The organism is Ruegeria sp. HKCCA0370 (genome assembly GCF_013033705.1).
Classification (GTDB): domain Bacteria; phylum Pseudomonadota; class Alphaproteobacteria; order Rhodobacterales; family Rhodobacteraceae; genus Ruegeria.
This window is the reverse complement of record NZ_WQEP01000001.1, coordinates 1,008,452-1,025,474: the sequence shown is the minus strand read 5'-3', so window position 1 is coordinate 1,025,474 and position 17,023 is coordinate 1,008,452. Positions and strand designations below refer to the sequence as shown.

14 protein-coding genes and 3 tRNA genes are annotated in these 17,023 nt (G+C 57.5%); 7 read left to right on the top strand and 10 right to left on the bottom strand.

The window, feature by feature from the left end; genetic code table 11:
* Positions 1-20: 20 nt before the first annotated feature.
* The 3 genes from GOW31_RS05180 to GOW31_RS05170 all read right to left on the bottom strand — a co-directional run bounded on the left by GOW31_RS05180 (position 21) and on the right by GOW31_RS05170 (position 1,646).
* Complete coding sequence (locus GOW31_RS05180) at positions 21-383, bottom strand: SUF system Fe-S cluster assembly protein (protein ID WP_152457849.1); 363 nt, start codon at positions 381-383, stop codon at positions 21-23.
* 94 nt (positions 384-477) lie between these two features.
* Positions 478-756 (bottom strand): NfeD family protein, encoded by a 279-nt coding sequence (locus GOW31_RS05175; RefSeq protein ID WP_171168340.1) that lies wholly within the window; start codon positions 754-756, stop codon positions 478-480.
* A complete protein-coding gene (locus GOW31_RS05170; protein WP_171168338.1) occupies positions 756-1,646 on the bottom strand; it encodes an SPFH domain-containing protein in 891 nt (296 codons plus the stop codon). The genes GOW31_RS05175 and GOW31_RS05170 overlap by 1 nt, the downstream gene beginning before the upstream one ends.
* Before the next feature lie 175 nt (positions 1,647-1,821).
* Between GOW31_RS05170 and GOW31_RS05165 the strand changes: the two genes are divergently transcribed.
* From GOW31_RS05165 to lon, 4 genes are all read left to right on the top strand, one after another.
* Positions 1,822-2,733, top strand: coding sequence for a nucleoside hydrolase (locus GOW31_RS05165; protein WP_171168336.1), 912 nt, complete (start codon positions 1,822-1,824; stop codon positions 2,731-2,733).
* 63 nt (positions 2,734-2,796) lie between these two features.
* On the top strand, positions 2,797-3,927 hold the full coding sequence (gene tgt, locus GOW31_RS05160) for a tRNA guanosine(34) transglycosylase Tgt (RefSeq protein WP_171168333.1): 1,131 nt from the start codon (positions 2,797-2,799) through the stop codon (positions 3,925-3,927).
* Positions 3,928-4,018: 91 nt separating this feature from the next.
* Positions 4,019-4,426, top strand: a complete 408-nt coding sequence (locus GOW31_RS05155) for a DUF6636 domain-containing protein (RefSeq protein ID WP_171168331.1) — start codon at positions 4,019-4,021, stop codon at positions 4,424-4,426.
* Between the two features lie 223 nt (positions 4,427-4,649).
* Complete coding sequence (gene lon, locus GOW31_RS05150; RefSeq protein WP_171168329.1) at positions 4,650-7,058, top strand: endopeptidase La; 2,409 nt, start codon at positions 4,650-4,652, stop codon at positions 7,056-7,058.
* Positions 7,059-7,103: 45 nt separating this feature from the next.
* On the opposite strand, the gene GOW31_RS05145 is transcribed toward lon, so the two are convergent.
* Complete coding sequence (locus tag GOW31_RS05145; RefSeq protein WP_171168328.1) at positions 7,104-8,690, bottom strand: APC family permease; 1,587 nt, start codon at positions 8,688-8,690, stop codon at positions 7,104-7,106.
* A 114-nt stretch (positions 8,691-8,804) separates the two neighbouring features.
* Positions 8,805-8,879 (bottom strand) — tRNA-Val (locus GOW31_RS05140).
* Positions 8,880-9,059: 180 nt separating this feature from the next.
* Here GOW31_RS05140 and GOW31_RS05135 point away from each other — a divergent pair.
* The 3 genes from GOW31_RS05135 to uvrA all read left to right on the top strand — a co-directional run bounded on the left by GOW31_RS05135 (position 9,060) and on the right by uvrA (position 12,293).
* A tRNA-Asp gene (locus GOW31_RS05135) sits at positions 9,060-9,136 on the top strand.
* 44 nt (positions 9,137-9,180) lie between these two features.
* Positions 9,181-9,257 (top strand) — tRNA-Asp (locus GOW31_RS05130).
* 177 nt (positions 9,258-9,434) lie between these two features.
* Positions 9,435-12,293, top strand: a complete 2,859-nt coding sequence (gene uvrA, locus GOW31_RS05125) for an excinuclease ABC subunit UvrA (protein WP_152457857.1) — start codon at positions 9,435-9,437, stop codon at positions 12,291-12,293.
* A gap of 38 nt (positions 12,294-12,331) precedes the next feature.
* Here the strand turns inward: uvrA and GOW31_RS05120 are convergent, their stop codons facing one another.
* The 5 genes from GOW31_RS05120 to GOW31_RS05100 form a co-directional block, all read right to left on the bottom strand.
* A complete protein-coding gene (locus GOW31_RS05120; protein WP_171168325.1) occupies positions 12,332-12,523 on the bottom strand; it encodes a DUF2892 domain-containing protein in 192 nt (63 codons plus the stop codon).
* Between the two features lie 72 nt (positions 12,524-12,595).
* Positions 12,596-13,468: a 3-hydroxyisobutyrate dehydrogenase gene (mmsB, locus tag GOW31_RS05115; protein ID WP_171168323.1), complete on the bottom strand. Its 873-nt coding sequence runs from the start codon at positions 13,466-13,468 to the stop codon at positions 12,596-12,598.
* Between the two features lie 3 nt (positions 13,469-13,471).
* Positions 13,472-14,512 carry an enoyl-CoA hydratase/isomerase family protein gene (locus GOW31_RS05110; protein WP_171168321.1) on the bottom strand — a complete coding sequence of 347 codons (1,041 nt, stop codon included), beginning with the start codon at positions 14,510-14,512 and terminating at the stop codon, positions 13,472-13,474.
* A gap of 7 nt (positions 14,513-14,519) precedes the next feature.
* The gene (locus tag GOW31_RS05105) at positions 14,520-15,662 is read right to left on the bottom strand and encodes an acyl-CoA dehydrogenase family protein (RefSeq protein ID WP_152457861.1); all 1,143 of its coding nucleotides are present in this window, start codon (positions 15,660-15,662) and stop codon (positions 14,520-14,522) included.
* Between the two features lie 112 nt (positions 15,663-15,774).
* Complete coding sequence (locus GOW31_RS05100; protein ID WP_171168319.1) at positions 15,775-16,890, bottom strand: carboxylate-amine ligase; 1,116 nt, start codon at positions 16,888-16,890, stop codon at positions 15,775-15,777.
* Positions 16,891-17,023 lie beyond the last annotated feature (133 nt).

The following is a 17,023-nucleotide window of genomic DNA, read 5'->3' as shown; positions in this document are numbered from 1 at the left end:
GCAGGGCAAGTGCCTGATGGCTACATAAAGCCCAATTCCAGGCGCGCCTCATCTGACATCATTTCCATGCCCCAGGGCGGTTCCCAGGTCAGTTCGACATCGACTTCCTTGACGCCTGCAACAGGTTCAATCGCCTCGACAATCCAGCCAGGCATGTCGCCCGCGACCGGGCATCCGGGTGCCGTCAGGGTCATGATAACTTTCACTGCGTTGTCCGGAGAAATGTCGATCGTATAGATCAGGCCCAGGTCATAGATGTTGACTGGAATTTCCGGATCGTAAACCGTGCGGCACGCTTCGACGACTGCCTCGTACAGCGGGTGTTCAATCGTTGACGGCGCAATCAGCGGGGTGCCTTCAAACTGTTCGCTCGGGTGGGTCATCTTTGCCTCGGGTCAGTTGCCTGAGTGATTATATAGGGAATACCTGCAACAGCGTCCAGTAGGGGCGTGACGCTCGGGTGAGCGTCACTGTGTCTTAGTCATTGATGTCATGCGTGAAGGTTTTGACCTGACCGTGCGGCAAGGCAAAAAGCCGGCGCAGAACAAGCCATGCGATCAACGAAAGAACTGCGAAGATCAGCGCGATCACATGCAATGACAGTGTCAGGCCGGGGATGACAAGGATGAGACCGGTGATCGCGGCCCCGATTGCAAAGCCCAGAAAGATGAATCCGGGCAGAACGATTTCCAGGATCCCCAGAGCCAGCGCGGCGGCCAGCCAGATCCACCAGGTCAGCCAAAAGGGATCAGCCATCATCTACCTCCTTTGAGCATCTTGAACGCGTCACCAAAGGCTTCGAGCGCATTGGCAGGCACAACTATGGTCTGCTTGCCGGAACCGTTGCCCAGTGCATTAAGGGCTTCAACCTGTTTCAGCGCAACCTGATACTGCGCAGCCTCGATGCCATTGTCCTGAATGGCCTTGGCGACGACGCCTGTAGCGTAGGCCTCGGCCTCGGCCTGAATGCGTCGCGCCTTGGCGGTTTGCTCCGCTGCGTACAGCTCGGCATCGGCGTGCAGCTCGACGGCGCGTTTTTGGCCTTCGGCTTCGGTCACCTGCGCACGGCGGGCGCGTTCAGCGTTCAGCTGTTGCAGCATGGCATCGCGGGTGGCCTGATCCAGATTCACATCCAGAATCTCGGCCCGGGTTACTTCGATTCCCCAATCATCCACTGCGGTTTCAACGCTTTCCTGAATGCGTGTGATCAACTGTGCACGGTTCGACTGCACTTCGTCCAGATCCATCTTGCCGATCTCGGCACGAACGATACCGGCAACCGTGGTGGCAATCGCTCCGTCAACGTCGCGGATACGATAGACCGTCTTTTCCGGTTCGAGAATGCGGTAGAAGACAGAGGTGTCGATTTGCACCAGCACGTTGTCCTTGGTGATCGCGTCCTGTGTCGCGTTCGGCAACTGGCGTTCAAGGATCGAGATTTTGTGGCGGGCAACGTCCAGTAACGGAACAATGAAATTGATGCCGGGGCCAAGCACCGAATGCAGTCTTCCAAACCGTTCAACCACGTATTTTTCGGATTGCGGAACGATCTTGATGCCCTTGAAAATAACGATGACCACCAGCACGGCGGCCAGCAGGTAAATGATGTTTGATGAAAGCAGTCCGATGATCTGATCTTCGGTCATTCTGTCCTCTTTTTATTGTGTACTATGGTATACATATGGGGATCGAGTCGCTCGATTTCAACTCTGGTATGGAGGGAAAACCGGCAGATGCAAACGCCTCACTACGGGAATTCAGCATTGAGCCGAACTGCTGTGACTGCTTTGCATCCCGGCTTGTTTGCGGTATCGGGCGGGGATGAAATTGATAATCGATACAGACCCCGGCATCGACGATGCCATGGCGATTGCCTATGCCGCCGCTGCGCCTGAATTTGACCTGATCGGCCTGACCACGGTGTTCGGCAATACGTATGTTCATCAGTCCAGCCGCAATGCCCGTTTTCTGCTGGACAAGCTGGGCCTGGACCTTCCGGTGGCGGAGGGTGCGCCTTTCCCTCTGGGGGCTGACATGCACGTCCCATCGGACCATGTCCATGGTCCCGAAGGGTTTGGCGATCTGACCGAGATTCCCGAGATCGGACGGAACCATGATCTTCCCGCCGCAGAGTTTCTGGCCGAGATGGCCCGGATGCACAAAAACGAGTTGGTTGTTTGTGCGGTCGGACCGCTGACCAACATTGCCAACGCCATGCGATTGGACCCGGAATTTGCCGGTAATCTCGGCCGTTTGGTGATCATGGGCGGTGCCGTCTACTGCAAAGGCAACGTTACCGACCATGCAGAAGCCAACATCTATCACGATGCGGTTGCCGCAGATGCGGTCTTTTCCGCACCGCCCGAGACCGTGCTGGTTGGTTTGGACGTTACCCTGAAAACACTTTACGAGACCGCGGATTTCGACGCGCTGGCTCAAAAATCGCCCGGCATGGGATCTTTTCTGCGTGATATCTCTCGATTTTACCTGAGATTCTATAAAGAAATCGGCGGATTGGAAGGGTGCGGCCTGCATGATTCAACCGCCGTGATCGCCTGTTCGCACGGGGCCATGTTCGACATGGTCGAAACCGGGCTGCGTGTTGTGACGGAAGGCGACCGGATAGGTGCGACGCAACCTGACCGGGATCGTCCCGCAGTTCATGTTTGTCGTGATGTGGATGGGGCGGGTGTCGTGCGTCTGTTTACTGACCGCGTTGCATCCTTGCCCTGACGGGTTGCAAAGACCGATCGGATCGGGCAAATCCTGCCCGGTTCGGCGATCCGAGGCGATGACATGACCCAGCAATTCTCTTTCAAGCTCAAGGCCACAGACGGCAAGGCGCGCACCGGTGTTATAAGCACTCCGCGTGGCGAGGTGCGGACACCTGCCTTCATGCCGGTTGGTACCGCCGCGACGGTCAAGGCGATGATGCCGGAAAGCGTCCGGGCCACCGGGGCCGACATCCTGCTGGGCAACACCTATCACCTGATGCTGCGCCCCACGGCCGAGCGGATTGATCGCCTGGGCGGGTTGCACAAGTTCATGAACTGGGACCGACCGATCCTGACGGACTCGGGGGGGTTTCAGGTCATGTCGCTGGCCGGTTTGCGCAAGCTGACCGAAAAGGGTGTGACCTTCAAATCCCATATTGACGGATCGAAACACGAGCTGACGCCAGAAAGATCAATGGAAATTCAGCTCCTTCTGGGTTCCGACATTGTGATGTGCTTTGACGAATGCCCTGCATTGCCTGCAAATCGCGACCGGATCGCCGAGTCCATGCGTTTGTCGATGCGTTGGGCCGAGAGATCCCGTGACGCATTCGGGGATCGTCCGGGGCATGCTCTGTTCGGAATCATGCAGGGCGGTCTGGAGCGGGATCTGCGGGAAGAAAGCGCCGAGGCGTTGAAGAAGATTGGTTTCGAAGGCTACGCCGTTGGCGGTCTGGCAGTGGGTGAGGGGCAGGAAGCCATGTTCGACTGTCTCGATTATGCGCCTGATTTCCTGCCCATGGACAAGCCGCGTTACCTGATGGGCGTTGGCAAGCCGGATGACATAGTCGGAGCAGTGGCGCGCGGGATCGACATGATGGATTGCGTTCTGCCCTCGCGCTCGGGCCGTACCGGTCAGGTGTTCACGCGCCATGGCGTGGTGAACATCAAGAACGCGCGTCATGCGGATGATCCACGCCCGCTGGATGAAAACTGTTCTTGCCCGGCCTGTTCGAACTATTCACGTGCCTACCTGCACCATGTGTTCCGCGCCAACGAGATGATCTCGGGCATGTTGCTGACCTGGCACAACCTGCATTACTTTCAGGAAATCATGCAGGGCATGCGGGACGCGATCGCTCAAGGCTCATTCGAGGCGTGGCAGGCCGCGTTCCACGCGCAACGCGCACAGGGCGATATCGAGCCCTTGTAACCTGTCCGTTCAGGTGACAATTGCGGGGTTTTCCGGTATTCTGAAACCACTTTGTTCAAAGTTGTTTTGTTTGTTACCCGGAGAATTTTTGATGTTCCGCTTTTTCCTCGGCGCAGTCATTTTTTGCGCATCCCCTTCCGTTGCTGACGTCTGGACCTTTGAAACCCCATCCGAAAACATTCAGTGTTCGGTGGGTGAAAGCGCCGAGTCCTCGGACATTCGGTGTACGATCATAGAAAGATACGGCCCTACGGCGTTGCCGCGCCCCGCGAACTGTCAATCTGACTGGGGGCATGATTTTCATATGTTCGCCACCGGTGCCGTGGAAATGCTGTGCCAGCCGCTGAATCGGAACCGGGACGGATTTGACCTTGCGGAATATGGTATCACCGGTCGGTTCGGAGGATTCACCTGCACCTCCTCCACGAAAGGTCTGGAATGTCGCAACCTGGATGGCCACGGGTTTTTTCTGTCCCGGGCGGTGCAGCAGGTGTTCTGACCCCGAAATTGCGCATTGCATATGCATGCTACACTAATTTCGGTGGATATGTTCCCGGGACATCTTGCAGTCCCGAAAACCTCGGTTCATGCTGCGACACGATACATGGCGATAAGGTTGAAAAAGGGCGATGAGGCCCCACCTTTATCGTCCAAGACAGGAGATGGCCGGATGTTGCCTCCATGAGGGACAAGCGCCATCTTGCCAACGATAAGGATAGAGCATGCAAGAGCCTCTGAATTCCTCATACCCCGTCCTGCCGCTGCGCGATATCGTGGTGTTCCCACATATGATCGTGCCGCTTTTCGTGGGCCGAGACAAATCGGTCCGCGCGCTGGAAGAGGTGATGCAGGATGACAAACAAATTCTGCTGTCCAGCCAGATTGACCCCAGCGTCGACGACCCGGATGAGAACGGTATTTACCAGTCCGGTGTTCTGGCCAATGTGTTGCAGCTGCTGAAACTGCCCGACGGCACCGTCAAGGTGCTTGTCGAAGGGCAGGCGCGCGTGCAGATCACCGAGTTTCTTGAAAACGAAGAGTTTTTCGAGGCGCGGGCGGAATATCTGACCGAAATCCCGGGTGACGTCACCACGACCGAAGCCCTGTTGCGCACCGTCGCGGACGAGTTCGAGCGCTATGCCAAGGTGCGCAAGAACATCCCCGAAGAAGCGCTGACGGCCGTGGGTGAAACCACCGAGCCGGCAAAGCTGGCCGACCTTGTGTCGGGCCATCTGGGCATCGAGGTCGAACAAAAGCAGGACCTGCTGGAAACACTCAGCGTCAGCGAGCGGCTTGAAAAAGTCTATGGCCTGATGCAGGGCGAAATGTCGGTTCTGCAGGTCGAGAAAAAGATAAAGACCCGCGTCAAATCCCAGATGGAGAAGACCCAGCGCGAGTATTATCTGAATGAGCAGATGAAGGCCATTCAGAAAGAGCTTGGCGATGGCGAGGACGGCGCGAACGAGATCGCCGAACTGGAAGCCAAGATCGCCGAGACCAAGCTGTCGAAGGAAGCGCGCGAGAAGGCGGAAGGCGAGCTGAAGAAGCTCAAGAACATGTCGCCCATGTCAGCCGAAGCAACCGTGGTGCGCAATTATCTGGACTGGATTCTGTCTTTGCCGTGGGGCACCAAATCCCGCGTCAAAAAGGATCTGGGTCGTGCGCAGGATATACTGGACGCCGATCACTATGGCCTTGAAAAGGTCAAGGAGCGGATCGTCGAATATCTCGCCGTTCAGCAGCGTTCGAAAAAGCTGAAAGGCCCGATCCTGTGCCTTGTCGGCCCTCCGGGCGTGGGCAAGACCAGCTTGGGTAAATCCGTCGCCAAGGCCACGGGGCGCGAGTTCATTCGCATTAGCTTGGGTGGGGTGCGCGACGAATCCGAGATCCGCGGCCACCGCCGGACCTATATCGGTTCGATGCCCGGCAAGATCATTCAGGCGCTGAAAAAGGCGAAAACCACGAACCCGCTCATCCTGCTCGATGAAATCGACAAGATGGGGCAGGACTTCCGTGGTGACCCGGCCTCGGCGATGCTCGAGGTGTTGGACCCGGAACAGAACAACACGTTCATGGATCACTATCTTGAGGTCGAATATGACCTGTCCAACGTGATGTTCCTGACCACGTCCAACAGCTATAACATGCCCGGGCCGTTGCTGGACCGGATGGAGATCATCCCACTGGCCGGCTATACCGAGGATGAAAAGCGCGAGATCGCCAAACAGCACCTGATCGCCAAGCAGGTCAAAAACCATGGTCTGAAAACCAAGGAATTTGAGCTGACCGATGACGCGCTGCAAAAGATAATCCGCACCTACACCCGCGAGGCCGGTGTGCGGAACCTCGAGCGCGAAATCGCCAAGGTGGCACGGAAAGCGCTGACCAAGATCATCAAGAAAGAGGCGGAAACCGTTACGGTCACGCCAGAAAACCTGGATGAATTCCTGGGCGTGCCAAAGTTCCGTTACGGTCTGGCCGAGCAGGACGATCAGGTCGGTGTCGTGACCGGTTTGGCCTGGACCTCGGTCGGGGGCGATCTGCTGCATATCGAGGCGTTGAAGCTGCCCGGCAAAGGTCGGATGAAGACGACAGGCAAGCTGGGCGATGTGATGAAAGAATCCATCGATGCGGCGTCGTCATATGTGCGGTCGATTTCTCCCAAGATCGGAGTGAAGCCGCCTCAGTTCGACAAGATCGACATCCATGTGCACGTGCCGGATGGCGCAACGCCCAAGGATGGTCCGTCAGCGGGTCTGGCGATGGTGACATCGATCGTATCGGTTCTGACGGGCATTCCCGTTCGCAAGGATATCGCTATGACGGGCGAGGTTTCGTTGCGCGGGAACGCAATGCCGATCGGCGGCTTGAAGGAGAAACTGCTGGCTGCGTTGCGCGGTGGTATCAAGACGGTCCTGATCCCAGAGGAAAACGAAAAGGACCTGGCGGATATCCCGGACAATGTGAAGGAAGGGCTGGAAATCATCCCGGTCAAGCACGTCTCGGAGGTTCTTGAGCATGCTCTCGTTCGTACACCGGAGCCGGTTGAATGGGACGAAGCCGCCGAGGAGGCCGCCGCAGCCGCAGCAGCCTCGTCAGAGGCGACGGGGCCATCGGCCACGGCACACTAAGCAGATTGAGCGAATGAAAAAGGCGGGGCGAATGCCTTGCCTTTTTTACAATCCAATGACCGGTTGTTTTGGATCAAGTATTTCTTCTTCGGCTATGTATTTATTGAATTTTTTCGATGGTAGCGCCGAGCGGACGGCAAGAACGAAAATGATCGACGAAAACAGGATGCAAAGCAGAAGGTCCCACCCAAACGGGATCTGCTTCAACGAACCGGCTCCGAATTGCCCAAGGAATGAGATCAGCCCAAGGCCTGAGAAATAAGGCACAAGCCACAGGGCCTCGGTAACGTCCATTTCATCCAAACGTCCCCGGAACCGGATCAGCAACAGAATTTTCCCGACAATCAGCGCGATGCCAAGCCGCCAGACCGTGTCCCATCCGCTCCAATACACGATCAGCGTGGCGATGGCGAAAGCGGACAGTGCGACAAGGCGTACGGCCGGTATTCGGATCGATCTGGGATGATCTGGCATAAGGTTTCTCAGGCATACCACGGCTATGGGCCCGACGGCGAATGACAAGACGATGGCCGCACCGTTCAGGGCAATGACGGTGGTAAAGGGTACTGTCAGCAGGAAAACCGTTCCGATCAGAAAGTTCAGCCCCAGCGCCCACAGCGGAACCCCGAATGACGACAAAACCTGCAACCGTTTGGGCAGGAAACCGTTTTTTGAAAGGGCGAGGGCGATACGGGCGTTCGACCCGGTTGCGACCAGCCCGTTTCCAAAGGGGCCTATCACGGATCCGATATTCAGCAGGCTCAGAAACCAGACCAGCCCAACAGACATGATGATGGCGTCCAGTGGTCCTTCGCCCCCAAAGCTCAACTGTGCCCATCCTTTGGACAGCATGGATGGGTCCAGCGCACCGATGAAGGCCACTTGCAAGCCAAGGTAGATGAAGGCGCAAAGAACTATCGACAACACCAATGCGGCCGGAATTGCAAATTTTGGATTTCGAACTTCGCCAGCCATATCAACCACATGGCGAAAGCCGATGAATGAAAAAATAATGCCCCCGGTGGAAACGGCGGCCATGATACCCTGCGCGCCGTAGGGCGCAAAACTATCCGGTTGGGTGAAGTTCTCGATGTTGAACCGGCTTGCGACAAGCAGAATGGACAGGACAACTGGTATGGCGATCTTGGCCCAGGTCAGCGCAGCATTGACGCGCGTGAAGAACTTGACCCCAAGCGCATTCACCGCGACGAACAGCAGCATGAAAACCAGCGCAACGAAAATACCCGCCCCGGTCAAATCACCTGTCTCGGCCGTATGCAGCCAGGGCGCATACGGCGCCAGGTACTTCAGCATGGCCTCGACTTCGATTGGCGCTGTGGTGTTGTAGCCGATCCAGGCGGTCCATCCCATGGCCATCGATACGATGTTGCCATGCGAAAACTGAGGCACGCGCGCGATCCCTCCGGGAATGGGCAGCATGGCGGAAATCTCTGCGAAGGTGATGGCCAATATGAACATGGCAACCGCGCCGACTATCCACGAGATCGTGGCCGCAGGCCCTGCATGCTGAACGGCCAGAAGGGGGCCGAATAACCAGCCCGAGCCGATGATTCCTCCGACTGAAATGAAGGTCAGTCCCAGAAGGCCAATGTCGCGCTTTAACCCCGTCATGGTGACCTCAGCCTTTGTGTGTGTGGCCTGTTGTCAGGCCAAATAGGGCACGATAGCCACCGAACGCGCGACATGGCAAGCCCGCTGGTTTCAAGCGAAAATCCGAAAAGGGGGTGGTGGGTGATAAGAGATTTGAACTCCTGACATCTTCGATGTGAACGAAGCGCTCTACCACTGAGCTAATCACCCATGACACGCGGTCATATCTTCCCCGGGGGTGCGCTGCAAGCGAAATTGAACAATTCGCGAGGGCAAAAAACAGCGGGTAAACAAAAAACTGGATTCTGACAAAAAACTGCAAAACGCCGCTTGACGCTGCCCGACCGTGGCCATAATACACCCAAACGTTCAGCAATGAACATGCAGCGGGCGGTTGTAGCTCAGTTGGTTAGAGTACCGGCCTGTCACGCCGGGGGTCGCGGGTTCGAGCCCCGTCAACCGCGCCATCGCTGCCAACCTTGGTCCAGGGCAAAGGCCATGAAATAGATGCGCGGTTGTAGCTCAGTTGGTTAGAGTACCGGCCTGTCACGCCGGGGGTCGCGGGTTCGAGCCCCGTCAACCGCGCCATTTTCTTCTCAAAATCATAAGTTCGCCAGATAGCCAGGCATTGAGCTGTTCGATTCCATGCCCATCGTTTGATTTGGTCGGCGAAAACCTGTACGTTCACTAAATGTTCTAACTTTTCTGTTGGAGACTCGGGCAAGCTCGCCTATCTCTAAACCACTTGTTTGTTGGGGGCCGGAAATGGCTGAGCTGAAGAATATAGAGGTGCGCGGCGCGCGCGAGCACAACCTCAAAGGCATCGATGTCGACATCCCTCGGGATCAGTTGGTGGTGATCACCGGGCTGTCCGGTTCGGGCAAGTCGTCGCTGGCGTTCGACACGATTTATGCCGAAGGTCAGCGCCGTTATGTCGAAAGCCTGTCCGCCTATGCGCGGCAGTTTCTCGACATGATGGAAAAGCCTGATGTCGACCATATCAGTGGACTGTCTCCGGCGATCTCCATTGAACAGAAAACGACCTCGAAGAACCCGCGTTCGACTGTGGGAACCGTAACCGAGATCTATGACTATCTGCGTCTGTTGTTCGCGCGCGCAGGTACGCCGTACAGCCCGGCCACCGGCCAGCCGATCGAGGCGCAACAGGTGCAGGACATGGTCGACCGCATCATGGCGATGGAGGAGGGCACGCGGGGTTATCTGCTGGCTCCGATCGTGCGCGACCGCAAAGGTGAGTACCGGAAGGAATTTCTGGAACTGCGCAAGCAGGGGTTCCAGCGCGTGAAGGTGGATGGTGAGTTCCATGAGCTGGATCAGCCCCCGACATTGGACAAGAAGTTCCGTCACGATATTGACGTTGTGGTCGACCGCCTGGTTGTTCGTGAAGGCATGGAAACGCGTTTGGCCGATAGCCTGCGCACCGCTTTGGATCTGGCGGACGGAATCGCGATTCTGGAAACCGCCCCACGAGAAGGAGAGCCGGAACGGATTACCTTCAGCGAAAACTTCGCCTGCCCGGTCAGCGGTTTCACCATCCCCGAGATTGAACCGCGCCTGTTTTCGTTCAATGCGCCATTCGGAGCCTGCCCGGATTGTGACGGATTGGGGGTCGAGCTGTTCTTTGACGAGCGTCTCGTGGTGCCGGATCAGACGCTGAAACTGTATGACGGGGCCCTGGCACCATGGAGGAAAGGCAAGTCGCCGTATTTCCTTCAGACCATCGAGGCCATCGCGCGTCATTATGAGTTTGACAAGAACACGCCTTGGAAAGACCTGCCCAGCAAAGTGCAGCAGGTGTTCCTGCGGGGCTCGGGCGATGAGGAGATCCAGTTCCGCTATGACGAGGGCGGACGGGTGTACCAGGTGACACGCAGCTTCGAAGGCGTGATTCCAAATATGGAACGGCGTTATCGCGAAACTGATAGCGCGTGGATACGCGAGGAATTCGAACGGTACCAAAACAACCGCCCATGCGGCACCTGCGAAGGGTATCGTCTGCGCGCCGAAGCCTTGGCCGTGAAGATTGCGGGGCTGCATGTCGGTCAGGTGGTGCAAATGTCCATCCGCGAAGCGCTTGCCTGGATCGAGGATGCTCCGAACCATCTGAGCGCTCAGAAGAATGAGATCGCCCGGGCCATTCTGAAGGAAATCCGCGAGCGGCTGGGTTTCCTGAATAATGTTGGTTTGGAATACCTTACGCTATCTCGTTCAAGTGGAACCCTGTCAGGCGGCGAAAGTCAGCGTATTCGTCTGGCAAGCCAGATTGGATCGGGCCTGACCGGGGTGCTTTATGTATTGGACGAGCCCTCGATCGGCTTGCACCAGCGTGACAATGACCGGTTGCTTGGTACGCTCAAGAATCTGCGGGATCAGGGCAACACCGTGATTGTTGTCGAACATGACGAGGAAGCCATCCGCGAAGCCGATTATGTGTTCGACATTGGCCCCGGCGCCGGCGTTCATGGCGGGCAGGTGGTCAGCCACGGCACGCCCGAGCAGATCGCAGCGGATGCGGCCTCGATCACGGGGCAGTACCTGTCGGGCGTACGCGAGATTCCGGTGCCCGCCGAGCGGCGCAAGGGGAACAAGAAAAAGGTAACGGTGGTAAAGGCTTCGGGCAACAACCTCAAGAACGTGACGGCCGAATTTCCCTTGGGCAAGTTTGTTTGTGTCACGGGTGTATCTGGCGGCGGTAAGTCGACCCTGACGATTGAGACGTTGTTCAAGACCGCCTCGATGCGCCTGAATGGCGCGCGGCAGACGCCTGCGCCGTGTGAGACGATCAAGGGTTTGGAGCATCTGGACAAGGTCATCGATATCGACCAACGCCCGATCGGGCGGACTCCGCGGTCGAATCCGGCAACCTATACTGGGGCCTTCACCCCGATCCGCGACTGGTTCGCCGGGCTGCCCGAGGCGAAAGCGCGGGGATACAAGCCGGGTCGTTTCAGCTTCAACGTGAAGGGCGGCCGCTGTGAGGCCTGTCAGGGGGACGGCGTCATCAAGATCGAGATGCACTTCCTTCCCGACGTCTATGTCACCTGCGAAACCTGCAAGGGCGCGCGGTACAATCGCGAGACGCTCGAGATCAAGTTCAAGGGCAAGTCCATTGCGGATGTGCTTGATATGACGGTGGAAGACGCGCAGGAGTTCTTCAAGGCCGTGCCCTCGATCCGAGACAAGATGGATGCGCTTGCCCGCGTTGGTCTTGGCTATATCAAGGTGGGTCAACAGGCGACCACGCTGTCGGGTGGTGAGGCGCAGCGTGTCAAACTGTCCAAGGAACTGTCGAAACGATCAACCGGGCGGACGCTCTATATTCTGGACGAACCGACCACGGGTCTGCATTTCGAAGATGTACGCAAGCTGTTGGAAGTGCTGCATGAATTGGTCGATCAGGGGAATACCGTCGTGGTGATCGAACACAATCTGGACGTGGTGAAAACCGCCGACCATATCATCGACATCGGGCCTGAAGGCGGTGACGGCGGTGGAGAGATCGTAGCCGTCGGAGCGCCCGAAGAGATCGCTCAAGTCGAACGCAGTCATACCGGTAGGTATCTGAAAACCATGCTCAACCCGGATCGGGTGGCGGCGGAGTAGGCGGCTTCAGGCTGCCTTCACTCCACCGCCTGCTCAATCTAGTTTTTCTTGGTTGGGCAGGTGCTGATGCCCAACACAGAGTATATCGGGCATGAATTCAGCAGACCGGTGACCAACGGCACGATGCCGATCCACATCCAGGTTCCGTATCCCAATAGGGCGCCCAGAATAAGCGCGGCGCCTAATGCGATCCGAAGCGATTTGTCGAGCCCGCCCATGTTTTTGGTCATCACGTAAGAGTCCTTTCCAAAAGGTTGCACCCTTTGGGTATCAAACATTCCGTGGGCGGAATATGACTTGGATCAACTTCGCCCACGCTTTTCAAACCGAGGCAGCATGGCGCTGAAATCGCGGCCCAGACCGTCCTCGTTTTCGACGAATTGCTCGTAAAGAGCAGTCGCGGCCTGTCCCATCGGTGTATCCGCATCCGCACTGGATGCGGCCTGTTGGCTGAGGCGCAGGTCCTTCAGCATCAACTCGGCTGCAAATCCAGGAGTATAGTCATTATCGGCTGGGCTTTGCGGACCAACGCCCGGGGCAGGGCAATAGGCGTTCATCGTCCAGCTGTACCCGGATGAGGTGCTGACCACATCGAACATCTTTTGGCGGTCCAGACCCAGTTTGTCGGCCAAGGCAAAGGCTTCGCACGTGGCGATCATGGTCACGCCGAGGATCATGTTGTTGCAGATCTTGGCGGCCTGGCCGGCTCCGGCTTCGCCGCAGTGAACCGCTTTCTGCCCCATGATGTCGAACAGAGGAGCAGCCTTTGCAAATGCGTCGTCTGACCCGCCGGCCATGAATGTCAGGGTGCCACCTGCCGCGCCGCCGACACCCCCCGAAACCGGAGCGTCCACGAACAGCAGACCGGCGCCGCTGGCCTGTTCCGCGACTGCGCGCGCGCTGTCCACGTCAACTGTCGAGCAATCGATCAGCACGGCACCCTTTGCCATGGCGGGAATGATCTGATCTGCAACGGCCCGCAGGATGGCGCCATTCGGCAGCATGGTTATGACTGCATCGGCAGAGGCGACGGCTTCGGTCGCGGTTTCGGCTTGAGTCACCCCGTCAACGGCAACGCCGGCCGTGTCGAATCCGAGAACCTGATGGCCGGCCTTTGGCAGATTGGCCGCCATGGGCGCCCCCATGTTTCCCAGCCCTATGAACCCGATCTGCATCTCTCAGTCCTCCTCGAATGTCAGGGTGTCCGCGCCCAATGGCTGCAACATTTTCGAGACGGCCACCAGGGGGACGTCCATATCGGAAAACTGCCAGTTCGGGTTGCGGTCTTTGTCTATGATCTGCGCGCGGATACCTTCCAGAAAGTCACCATGCTCCATCGCCCGGTGGGTAAAGCGGTATTCCATCTCCAACGCGCGCCGCATGGTAAGCGAGGGGCCACGCAGACGGTGCAGCATCTCGATCGTGCAGGCCACGGAAAGCGGTGCGTTTTTCGTTATTTTTTCCAGAGTTTTGTCTGCAAATTCCTGACCGTCATTGCGCAGGCTGATCAGGATGTCGCCCAGAGTTTCACCGGAAAAATGATTGTCGATATCCGTCAGCACCCCTGCCAATTCACCATTGGGTGGCGTTTCGGAATGTTCGGCCACCAGTTCGGCATTTCCAGACGCTTCCAGAATTTCGATCAGGTCAGACCATTGCGACTGGGGGATGAAATGGTCGGCAAACCCCGCAAAGATCGCGTCCGCAGGCCCCATCCTGAAGCCCGTGGTCCCAAGGAATTCACCCAGTCGCCCCGGTGCAAGGGCCAGCATCAATGACCCGCCGACATCCGGAATCAAGCCAATCGAGCATTCGGGCATGGCAATCCTGGAGCTTTCTCCGACGACACGGTGGCTGCCATGGCAGCCGATGCCGACACCCCCGCCCATGGTAAACCCCTGAAGAAAACTGATGACTGGTTTGGGATATTCGAAGATAAGGGCATTCAGACGATATTCATCACGCCAGAACTTCTGACCATACGCATAATTGCCCTTGGTGCCCGTTTCATAAAGTTCGGCAATGTCACCCCCTGCACAAAAGGCTTTTTCTCCTTCAGCGTCCAGAACGATCAGGTCAACGGCATCGTCTTCCCGCCAGTTGCGCATCGCCGTGTCGATGGCCATGCACATGTCATAGCTCAACGCGTTCAGCGCATGGGGACGGGTCAGGGTGATGCGACCGGCACGGCCTGTGGTGCGGATTTCAATGTCTGACATCGGGGCCTCAGCGATTGGCGAGCAGTTGGCGCGCGACGATCACGCGCATAATCTCGTTCGTGCCTTCCAAAATCTGATGCACGCGAAGATCGCGCACAAGCTTTTCGATGCCGTAATCCGCAAGATATCCGTACCCGCCATGCAGTTGCAGGCACTGATCCACCACCTTCGACCCGGTTTCGGTTACGAATTTCTTCGCCATCGCACAGAATTTCGTGGCATCGGGCGCGCCGTTGTCCAGTTTCCATGCCGCCTGACGCAGGAAGGTGCGTGCCGCCTGTAATTCGATCTCCATATCCGCCAGACGGAACTGAAGGGCCTGGAACTGATCGATGGATTGGCCGAACGCCTTGCGCTCGGACATGTATTGCAGGGTCATATCCAGCCCGGCCTGTGCAGCCCCAAGAGAACAGGCCGCGATATTGAGCCGCCCGCCATCGAGGCCCATCATCGCGTATTTGAAGCCGTCGCCTTCGGTGCCCACCAGGTTGCCTGCGGGAATTTTGCAGTCGTCGAACTGAACCTGCGCAGTGGGTTGGCTTTTCCAACCCATTTTCTGTTCCAGCGCCCCAAAGCTGAGCCCCGGCGTGCCGTCCTCGACATATACGGTCGAGATCCCCTTGGGCCCGTCCTGACCGGTGCGTACCATGCAAACATAGGCATCCGAATAGCCACCGCCCGAAATGAACGCCTTGGTACCGTTCAACGTATATCCTTCGTTGGTGCGTTCGGCGCGGGTTTTCAAGGCCGCCGCGTCAGAGCCGGAACCGGGTTCCGTCAGGCAATAGCTCAGAACCGTATTCAGGCTCAGAACATCCGGCATGATGCGCGCCTTTAGGTCATCATCTGCGAAATTGTCCAACATCTTGGCGCACATGTTGTGGATCGACAGGAAGGCGGCGACCGAGGGGCAGGCCATCGACAGCGCCTCGAAAACCAGCGTGGCATCCAAGCGGGTCAGATTTGACCCTCCGCTTTCCTCGGATACGTACAGCGCGCCGAAACCAAGCTCGCCTATCTGGGGCCACAGGGTTTTGGGAATGGTTCCGTCCGCTTCCCACTGGCGCGCAAAGGGGGCGATGTTTTCCTGCCCGAACGCGTGCGCCATGTCGAATATGGCTGTTTGCTCCTCGCTGAGTGCGAAATCCATGACGCTCCCTCCCGTCGGCAATGAATTGAACGGTTGTTTATTTCTGAATTCTTACAGAAATTTTGCAGGCGCAACAATGAGTCGGTTGAAACGGGTCACAAGCCGGAAACGTTCAGAGATCGGCGTGAAATTCCTCGATCAGGTGGCGCACGACGGCTTGGCCGGGATCATCACCGCGCGCTGATGCCTCGGCATGAATACGGCGTTGGCGCGTGGCGGAAGTGCCGTTTTCAGCAATCTGCCTGAGCCGTGCAAGCTCGGTCATCGTGCCAAGTGCTTCGGTGTCTTCTGCCAACAACCCCATGAGATCGCCGATCAGTTCGGACATGGGCTTGACCGAACGGTCGCCGAAATCGATCAGCCCTTCACCCACTCCGTAGCGCTGTGCGCGCCAGCGGTTTTCACCGATCAGGAAACGATCATATTGCCGCCAGCGCAGGTTGCGGTCTTTCAGGCGGCACAGCATCCGGGTCAAGGCCTGCACCAGTGCCGCCAACGACAACGTGTGCTCCAGCCGGGGCTGAACATCCATGATCCGTGTTTCCAAAGTCGGGAAACGATGCGAAGGGCGCAGATCCCACCAGATCTTGGTGGTGTCTTCTATGACGCCAAGCTCGACCAGAATACCCGTGGTCCGTTCATACTCGCTCCAACTGGCAAAAACTGGCGGTAGCCCGGTGCGGGGCAGGTTGTCGAACACCGTCAGCCGGTATGAAGACAGGCCGGTATCCTCGCCGTTCCAGTAAGGCGAAGAAGTGGACAGCGCCAGGAGATGCGGCAGAAAGTATGACAGTTGCGGCATCAGGTCGGCCCGAAGCGCAGGGTCTTCGACCCCAACATGAACATGCATCCCGCAGATCAGCATCCGCCGGGCAACGCCGCCGAGTGCGTGTTGCAACGCGTCATACCGTTCTTTCCGGGTGTGGTGTTGATCTTTCCAGTTGGCGAAGGGATGGCACGAGACGGCGATAGGGGACAGGTTGTATTCGGTGGCCCGTTTGGAAACGCATGACCGCAGCCGCTTCAGGTCTTCGCGCGCCGAAGCGACCGTGGCGTGCGGTCTGGTTCCAACCTCGATTTGACATTGCAGGAACTCGGGGCTGACCTGACCTTCGAAATCGCTTTGGCAGGCCGCCATCAGCGCTTCGGGGGCTTCGGACAATTGCAGGCTGTCACGATCCACCAACAGGTATTCTTCTTCGATCCCGAGTGTAAATTCCTGCTGCATGGGGCCCCTCGCAGTTGTCAGTCCCATCAGTGAATACGGAAATTTACGTTTTGCCAAGGGTTTGACAGGCTTGCCCTTGCAGAGAAACGGTTCGCAACGGTAAGGAACATTGCATCACAGATCGCGGAGCCAG

Excerpts from the sequence above, each read along its gene's own strand:
- GOW31_RS05180 (WP_152457849.1), bottom strand. The coding sequence starts at position 383 with ATGACCCACCCGAGCGAACAGTTTGAAGGCACCCCGCTGATTGCGCCG.
- GOW31_RS05175 (WP_171168340.1), bottom strand. The coding sequence starts at position 756 with ATGGCTGATCCCTTTTGGCTGACCTGGTGGATCTGGCTGGCCGCCGCG.
- GOW31_RS05170 (WP_171168338.1), bottom strand. The coding sequence starts at position 1,646 with ATGACCGAAGATCAGATCATCGGACTGCTTTCATCAAACATCATTTAC.
- GOW31_RS05165 (WP_171168336.1), top strand. The coding sequence starts at position 1,822 with ATGAAATTGATAATCGATACAGACCCCGGCATCGACGATGCCATGGCG.
- tgt (WP_171168333.1), top strand. The coding sequence starts at position 2,797 with ATGACCCAGCAATTCTCTTTCAAGCTCAAGGCCACAGACGGCAAGGCG.
- GOW31_RS05155 (WP_171168331.1), top strand. The coding sequence starts at position 4,019 with ATGTTCCGCTTTTTCCTCGGCGCAGTCATTTTTTGCGCATCCCCTTCC.
- lon (WP_171168329.1), top strand. The coding sequence starts at position 4,650 with ATGCAAGAGCCTCTGAATTCCTCATACCCCGTCCTGCCGCTGCGCGAT.
- GOW31_RS05145 (WP_171168328.1), bottom strand. The coding sequence starts at position 8,690 with ATGACGGGGTTAAAGCGCGACATTGGCCTTCTGGGACTGACCTTCATT.
- uvrA (WP_152457857.1), top strand. The coding sequence starts at position 9,435 with ATGGCTGAGCTGAAGAATATAGAGGTGCGCGGCGCGCGCGAGCACAAC.
- GOW31_RS05120 (WP_171168325.1), bottom strand. The coding sequence starts at position 12,523 with ATGACCAAAAACATGGGCGGGCTCGACAAATCGCTTCGGATCGCATTA.
- mmsB (WP_171168323.1), bottom strand. The coding sequence starts at position 13,468 with ATGCAGATCGGGTTCATAGGGCTGGGAAACATGGGGGCGCCCATGGCG.
- GOW31_RS05110 (WP_171168321.1), bottom strand. The coding sequence starts at position 14,512 with ATGTCAGACATTGAAATCCGCACCACAGGCCGTGCCGGTCGCATCACC.
- GOW31_RS05105 (WP_152457861.1), bottom strand. The coding sequence starts at position 15,662 with ATGGATTTCGCACTCAGCGAGGAGCAAACAGCCATATTCGACATGGCG.
- GOW31_RS05100 (WP_171168319.1), bottom strand. The coding sequence starts at position 16,890 with ATGCAGCAGGAATTTACACTCGGGATCGAAGAAGAATACCTGTTGGTG.